This is a genomic window from Gloeomargarita sp. SKYB120 (genome assembly GCA_025062155.1).
Classification (GTDB): domain Bacteria; phylum Cyanobacteriota; class Cyanobacteriia; order Gloeomargaritales; family Gloeomargaritaceae; genus Gloeomargarita.
In genome coordinates this window covers 1-6,566 of record JANXAM010000057.1, presented here as the reverse complement: position 1 = coordinate 6,566, position 6,566 = coordinate 1, and the positions used below count along the sequence as shown (strand labels likewise).

At 56.0% G+C, this 6,566-nt stretch carries 6 protein-coding genes; 2 read left to right on the top strand and 4 right to left on the bottom strand.

The window, feature by feature from the left end; translation table 11 throughout:
- The first annotated feature begins 430 nt into the window (after window positions 1-430).
- The gene (katG, locus tag NZ705_12250) at window positions 431-2,668 is read left to right on the top strand and encodes a catalase/peroxidase HPI (GenBank protein ID MCS7293715.1); all 2,238 of its coding nucleotides are present in this window, start codon (window positions 431-433) and stop codon (window positions 2,666-2,668) included.
- A 108-nt stretch (window positions 2,669-2,776) separates the two neighbouring features.
- Here the strand turns inward: katG and NZ705_12245 are convergent, their stop codons facing one another.
- The 3 genes from NZ705_12245 to rpsP are packed head-to-tail and all read right to left on the bottom strand — an operon-like array spanning window position 2,777 to window position 4,332.
- Window positions 2,777-3,736 (bottom strand): PhoH family protein, encoded by a 960-nt coding sequence (locus NZ705_12245; GenBank protein MCS7293714.1) that lies wholly within the window; start codon window positions 3,734-3,736, stop codon window positions 2,777-2,779.
- Between the two features lie 19 nt (window positions 3,737-3,755).
- On the bottom strand, window positions 3,756-4,079 hold the full coding sequence (locus NZ705_12240; GenBank protein ID MCS7293713.1) for a KH domain-containing protein: 324 nt from the start codon (window positions 4,077-4,079) through the stop codon (window positions 3,756-3,758).
- Window positions 4,072-4,332 (bottom strand): 30S ribosomal protein S16, encoded by a 261-nt coding sequence (gene rpsP, locus NZ705_12235; GenBank protein ID MCS7293712.1) that lies wholly within the window; start codon window positions 4,330-4,332, stop codon window positions 4,072-4,074. Before rpsP ends, NZ705_12240 begins: the two co-directional genes overlap by 8 nt.
- 74 nt (window positions 4,333-4,406) lie before the next feature.
- Here rpsP and obgE point away from each other — a divergent pair, with 74 nt between their 5' ends.
- The gene (gene obgE / locus NZ705_12230; GenBank protein MCS7293711.1) at window positions 4,407-5,441 is read left to right on the top strand and encodes a GTPase ObgE; all 1,035 of its coding nucleotides are present in this window, start codon (window positions 4,407-4,409) and stop codon (window positions 5,439-5,441) included.
- Here obgE and NZ705_12225 read toward each other — a convergent pair.
- Window positions 5,394-6,197, bottom strand: a complete 804-nt coding sequence (locus NZ705_12225; protein ID MCS7293710.1) for an SDR family oxidoreductase — start codon at window positions 6,195-6,197, stop codon at window positions 5,394-5,396. The two genes, obgE and NZ705_12225, sit on opposite strands and share 48 nt — an antisense overlap.
- Window positions 6,198-6,566 lie beyond the last annotated feature (369 nt).

Here is a 6,566-nt window from a genome sequence, read left to right as displayed (position 1 = left end):
ACCCCCCAAGACCGCTTCAATGGCTTTCTGACGTAAGTCTGTGCTGTAAGGCATAGACATCACTCCGTAACCTATCAGCCTTATTCTACGTCAGACTAAATGTTTTTAGCTATAGCCTGGATACTGGTGAGACGCTTAGGTCACAACCCGACCAGCGCTCTGAGTGCAACAGATTGAAGTTTTTTTTTGTGTGACAATCTTCCGTTCACGCAGTACACTACCTAGCAGAAATACCTATCAATTTAGTTCTTGCGTCCATAGCTGAAATTCGTGATACGGAACATGAACTCCTGCAGGCAACCTAGGAGATCATAAATTTAAACTTTGTTAATAGTTGTAAACTTATGGCAACAAGTTGGCCTCTACCCATTGGGAAAATCCATAAGCTGTAATTAGTTAACTAATTCGTTGTTTAACTTGGCCTAGAGCTATGGAGCACATCACAGCGTCTTCAGCGACAGCAAGTGCCACTAGTGGCGTCTCCCAGTGCCCCTTTGCGGGCGCGTTCCGCAATGGTAAAGGGGCGATTGGCACCAAAAATACCGACTGGTGGCCCCACCGGCTCGATCTCTCGATGCTGCGGCAGCACTCGGAGTTGAGCAATCCCATGGACAAGGGCTTCAACTACCGCGAAGCCTTCCAAAGCTTGGACTATTACGCCCTCAAGCAAGACCTGCACAAGCTCATGACGGATTCCCAAGAGTGGTGGCCAGCCGATTTTGGACACTACGGCGGTCTGTTTATCCGCATGGCGTGGCACGCTGCTGGCACCTATCGCATTGGCGACGGTCGTGGGGGCGCCAGCAAGGGTTTGCAACGTTTTGCACCGACCAATAGCTGGCCTGATAACCAAAACCTGGATAAAGCGCGGCGTCTGCTCTGGCCAATTAAAAAGAAATACGGCAATAAAATTTCGTGGGCGGACTTGATGATTCTGGCCGGCAATGTGGCCATGGAATCCATGGGCTTTAAGCCGCTGGGCTTCTCAGGAGGCCGTGAAGATGTTTGGGAACCGGATGAAAGCATCTACTGGGGCGCCGAAAAAGAGTGGCTCAGCGACCAGTACCGCTACTCGGGCAATCGGGAATTGGAGCAGCCCCTGGCGGCTGTGCAAATGGGCTTAATTTACGTCAACCCCGAAGGCCCGAACGGCAACCCTGACCCCATTGCCGCCGCTAAAGACATTCGCGAAAGCTTCAGTCGCATGGCGATGAATGATGAGGAAACGGTTGCCCTCATCGCTGGCGGCCATACCTTTGGCAAAGCCCACGGCGCTGGTGATAAGTCGCTGGTCGGTCCAGAACCCGAAGCCGCGCCCATTGAAATGCAAGGCTTGGGCTGGGAAAGCAGGTATGGCACCGGCAAAGGTCCCGACACCATTACCAGTGGTCTGGAGGTCACCTGGACCCGCACACCCACCCAGTGGAACCACGATTACTTCAAGCATCTTTTTGAGTACGAGTGGGAACTCACTAAGAGTCCAGCAGGCGCCTACCAGTGGGTCGCGAAAAATGCCGAGCCGGTCATTCCCGATGCCTACGACCCGAACAAGAAGCACCTGCCCACGATGCTCACCACCGACCTGGCGTTGCGCTACGACCCGATTTACGAACCAATTGCGCGCCGGTTCTATGAACACCCTGACGAGTTTGAAAAAGCCTTTGCGCGGGCGTGGTTCAAGCTCACCCACCGGGATATGGGTCCGAAGATCCGCTACATCGGTCCCGAAGTGCCCGAAGAGGAGTTCCTCTGGCAAGACCCCATCCCCCCAGTGAACTACAAGCTGGTCGAAGCCGATGACATCAGGGCGCTGAAGGAAAAAATTCTCACCTCTGGCTTGACCATTGCCCAACTGGTGCGCACGGCATGGGCCTCAGCCTCAACCTACCGCGATTCCGACAAGCGAGGTGGTGCCAATGGTGCGCGCATTCGGCTGGCCCCGCAGCGTTACTGGGCCGTCAATAACCCCACCGAACTTGCCCAGGTGCTTGCCACTTTAGAGCAAATTCAGCAGGAGTTTAACCAGGCCCAGACCAACGGCAAGAAAATTTCCCTGGCGGATTTGATTGTGCTAGGGGGCTGCGCGGCGGTTGAACAAGCGGCCAAGGCAGCGGGTATGGACATCACCGTGCCCTTTGCGCCGGGACGCAACGACGCTCTACAGGAGCAAACCGATGTGCAGTCGTTTCAAGTCCTGGAGCCGTTTGCCGATGGCTTCCGCAACTATCTCAAGGCCCAGTCGGTGGTGCCGGCGGAGTACTTCCTGGTGGACAAGGCGCAACTGCTGACGCTCACGGCGCCAGAGATGACGGTGCTGGTTGGCGGGATGCGCGCCCTGAATGCCAACTACGATGGCTCCAACCTGGGCGTCTTGACCCACCGTCCTGGAGTGCTGACCCATGACTTTTTCGTCAACCTGCTGGATATGAGCACCGAGTGGCGCCCTCTGGATGAGACGCGCTATCTGTTTGAGGGACGCGACCGCAAGACAGGACAAGTCAAGTGGCGGGCAACACGCGTGGATCTCATCTTTGGCTCCCACTCCGAGCTGCGCGCCCTGGCGGAAGTCTATGCTTGCGACGACGCCCAGGAAAAATTTGTGCGCGACTTCGTGGCGGCCTGGACCAAGGTGATGAACCTGGACCGCTTCGACCTGCACAGGCGTTGACCCTTCCAAACTCCTTTCACGCTGTCTGCAAAGGCTGTTTCCTGAGGGAAGCGGCCTTTTTTATTATGCTTTTTTGCCACTCCATGGGTCGCAGGCGCAGCTCCGTTGTTAGCTGTAGCTGTAACCTCCTGCTGAACCTTCGTAGCGTTCATAGGCTTGGACAATCCGTTGGACCAGGGGATGGCGCACGACATCGGCTGCTGTTAAATAACAGAATCCAATCCCTGGCACCCCCTGCAACACCTGCAACGCCACCAGCAAGCCCGAATCCTGCCGCCGGTCTAGATCCACCTGGGTCGTATCGCCCGTAATGACCATCCGCGACCCAAATCCCAGGCGCGTGAGTAACATCTTCATCTGGCCCGGTGTGGTGTTTTGCGCCTCGTCCAGGATGATAAACGCCCGGTTAAGCGTCCGTCCCCGCATGTAGGCCAACGGCGCCACCTCAATGACCCCCCGCTCCAAAAGCTGGTTAATCCGCACTGGGTCAATCAGGTCGTACAGGGCATCGTACAGCGGTCGCAAGTACGGACTAATTTTCTGTTGCAAGTCTCCCGGTAAGAAACCGAGCTTTTCCCCTGCTTCGACCGCTGGTCGCGTCAGGATGAGGCGTTCGCACTCTTGGTTTTGGAGTGCCTGCACCGCCAACACCGCCGCCAAATAGGTTTTCCCAGTTCCCGCCGGTCCGACACCAAAGGTAATATCGTGGGTGCGAATGGTTCGCACGTATTGCCATTGTCCTAACGTTCGTGCACAGATTTCTTCGCCCCGGCGCGTGCGAGCCAGAACTTCCCGGTGCATTTGCGCCACCAAGGTTCGGTCGGGGGCCTGGAGCACCATTTCAATATCGGCTTCGGTGACGGGTTGTCCGCGTCGCCAGCGATAGGCCAAGGCTTCCACCACCTGTACGCATTGGCCGATGGCCGGTTCTGTTCCCCGCAGATGCAATTCTTGCCCCCGCAGCACCACCTGCACTCCGGTCAATTCGCTCAAACGGCGTAAATTTTTTTCTTCGGCTCCCGCCAATGCGACGGCACTTGTCCGATCCGGCAACGGAAAGACCAACATCAACACGCGTTAGCCAATCTCAGCGTTGACCCCCACGCCGTTGTCGTGCAGGTGTTCGTTCAGAACGTTCCGGGCTAGAGCGCTCTGGCGTCGGGGGGTTGTTCAGACCGTAGATATCCAGGTGAAACGATTGGCCGGCCAACTGCGCGATAGCTTGTAACACGGTCAAGATGGCTTGCAACGTCCGACCGCCCCGGCCTAAGACCTTCCCCCGGTCCGCATCTGCCAGGGCCATGCGCAACCAGACGCCGCTGGCAAGCACCTCCTGGTCCAGCCGCAACTCCTCTGGATGGCTGAGCATGGGGGTTAGCAAAAATCGCATTAACCCTTCGTAGTCAGGCATGGAGTTGGTCAAACACCTTCGCCTTTTCCAAGATACTGCGGACAGTAGGAGTTGGCTGCGCCCCTTGCTTCAACCATTTCACAATCGCCGGCACATTCAAACGAGTGCGCTGCGTGGGGTCGGATAAACGGGGGTTGTAATAGCCCAACTCCTCCAACGTTTTCCCATCGCGCCGGGACAACGCCGTGGCCGCCACAATCCGATACGACACCTGACCCTTGCGCCCAAACCGCTTTAACCGCAATTTCACCATGAATCGAACTGCCGTCTCGAAAGACATAGCACTTGCTAGGATATGTATCTTACCACAGGTGTTGCGATTGAACGATGCAGTTTATTGACCAGGCAGAAATCACCGTCCAAGCAGGCAAAGGTGGGGATGGTGTCGTAGCCTTTCGCCGGGAGAAGTATGTTCCGGCTGGTGGGCCGTCCGGGGGCAACGGCGGTAAAGGGGGCGATGTCATTTTACGGGCAGAAACGGGACGGCATACCCTCCTGGACTTTCGTTATCAACGGCATTTTCGCGCCCAAGATGGCCAGCGGGGCGGTCCCAACAACTGCACCGGCGCCAACGGTAAGGACCTAGTCATTCCCATTCCCTGCGGCACGGTGGTGATGGACGCCGACACCGGGGAGGTGCTCGCCGATGTGGTCACGCCTGGGCAAACGGTCGTGGTCGCCAAGGGGGGCAAAGGGGGCTTAGGCAATCGGCATTTTTTGAGCAATCACAATCGCGCGCCCGATTACGCCTTACCGGGGTTACCAGGGGAAGTGCGGCGCTTGCGGTTAGAACTCAAGCTTCTGGCGGAAGTCGGTATCATCGGCCTGCCCAACGCCGGCAAGTCTACGCTCATCAGTCGCATTTCTGCAGCCCGTCCCAAAATCGCCGATTATCCCTTTACGACGCTGGTACCCAACCTGGGCGTGGTGGCGAATCCCCAGGGTGATGGCACCGTATTTGCCGATATTCCGGGATTGATTGCCGGTGCGCACACCGGAGCCGGGCTAGGCATTGAATTCTTGCGCCACATTGAACGCACGCGTTTGCTCATTCACCTGATTGACAGTACCTCGCCTGACCCTGTTGCCGACTACCACACGATACGCAATGAATTGGCCCACTACACCCCCCAACTAGGGCAACCACTCACGGACCGGCCCGAACTGATTGTGTTGAATAAAATTGACGCCTTGCCTGATGGAAACGAGTTAAAAGACGTGGTGCAAACCCTCTCGCAGTACAACCCTGTTTGTCTCATTTCTGCCGTCACGGGTGCAGGTATTCCCGACCTACTCCAGCAGGTGTGGCAATGCTTAGGACTCTTGGGCAATCCCGTACAGGCGGCGGCTCACGCGGGCTAATTGTTTCAGTAGCCAAAAGCGGGGCGTCATGGCTGGTAAAAAGCCACTCAACAACCGATTTTGCCAGCCGGGGATGCCCCAGGGTTGGTTGCCTTCTATCGCGCGCAGGGCAAATTGCACCACTGCTTCCGGGGACATTTTTGGCATCCGGATATCTCTCCCCATGCGGTCAAAAAACTCCGTCGCTGTCGGCCCTGGGCATAGGGCAAAAAAGCGCACCCCTGTTCCCTGGTATTCGGCCCACAGCGCTTCCGTCAAAGAACGAACAAACGCCTTACTGGCCGAATAGGTCGCTTGATAGGGCAAGGGATAAAAACAAAGCACCGACGCCACATTGATCACCAACCCCGACCGGCGAGCCACCATTTGCGGCAAAAAGGCGTGGGTCAAGGCCACTAATGCGGCGATATTCACCTGGATCAACGCCGCCTCTTGCGCTGGGTCAATCGTGTGAAACCAGCCGCAGGTGCTAAATCCCGCATTGTTCACCAGAATATCCACCGGCTGGCCCGATTGTTGGACGTGCTGGATCAGGGTGTTGACTGCTTCCGGGGACCGCAGGTCAGCCGGATAAATCCGCACAGGAATTTTGTGAGTGTTTTGCAATTCATCAGCCAGCGCAGCCAGACGTTCTTGCGAACGAGCCGTCAGGATTAAAGAACACCCCCGCTGTGCCAGTTCTCGCGCAAAGACCGCCCCAATACCGGTGGAAGCGCCGGTGACGAGAGCAGTCTTACCCGTGTAGGTGAATGGCATAGATAACAGTCATGATTTCTTCCAAGTGTAACAGGAGCTATCGGCGCTTGATGCTTTGCAGTTTCCGGTGAATCAAGTAGCGGCTCAAGCGTAGGTTATCGGCGATGATGTCAGGGTTCAATGGATGGTAAAAAGGCGAGGTATTGCCAGTACAGGTGACGATAGGGATGACGGCTCCGGAAGAACCAAGGTTTGTCAAGACCTGTGTAGTGAATAAGGACTCTTTACTATCCGTAGCTTATGTCAAGTTTTGTGATTTTAGCTATAAAGGCCATTTCACAATGATTTAACCGGCAGTTTCTTGCCCAGTTAGTATAATGGAGTTCGTGAACCTCAGTGGCGGCCAAAACCCTAGGGGGTTCACGAAAA

Coding starts and splice junctions, on each gene's coding strand:
- obgE (MCS7293711.1), top strand. CDS start 4,407: ATGCAGTTTATTGACCAGGCAGAAATCACCGTCCAAGCAGGCAAAGGT.
- katG (MCS7293715.1), top strand. CDS start 431: ATGGAGCACATCACAGCGTCTTCAGCGACAGCAAGTGCCACTAGTGGC.
- rpsP (MCS7293712.1), bottom strand. CDS start 4,332: ATGGTGAAATTGCGGTTAAAGCGGTTTGGGCGCAAGGGTCAGGTGTCG.
- NZ705_12225 (MCS7293710.1), bottom strand. CDS start 6,197: ATGCCATTCACCTACACGGGTAAGACTGCTCTCGTCACCGGCGCTTCC.
- NZ705_12240 (MCS7293713.1), bottom strand. CDS start 4,079: ATGCCTGACTACGAAGGGTTAATGCGATTTTTGCTAACCCCCATGCTC.
- NZ705_12245 (MCS7293714.1), bottom strand. CDS start 3,736: ATGTTGGTCTTTCCGTTGCCGGATCGGACAAGTGCCGTCGCATTGGCG.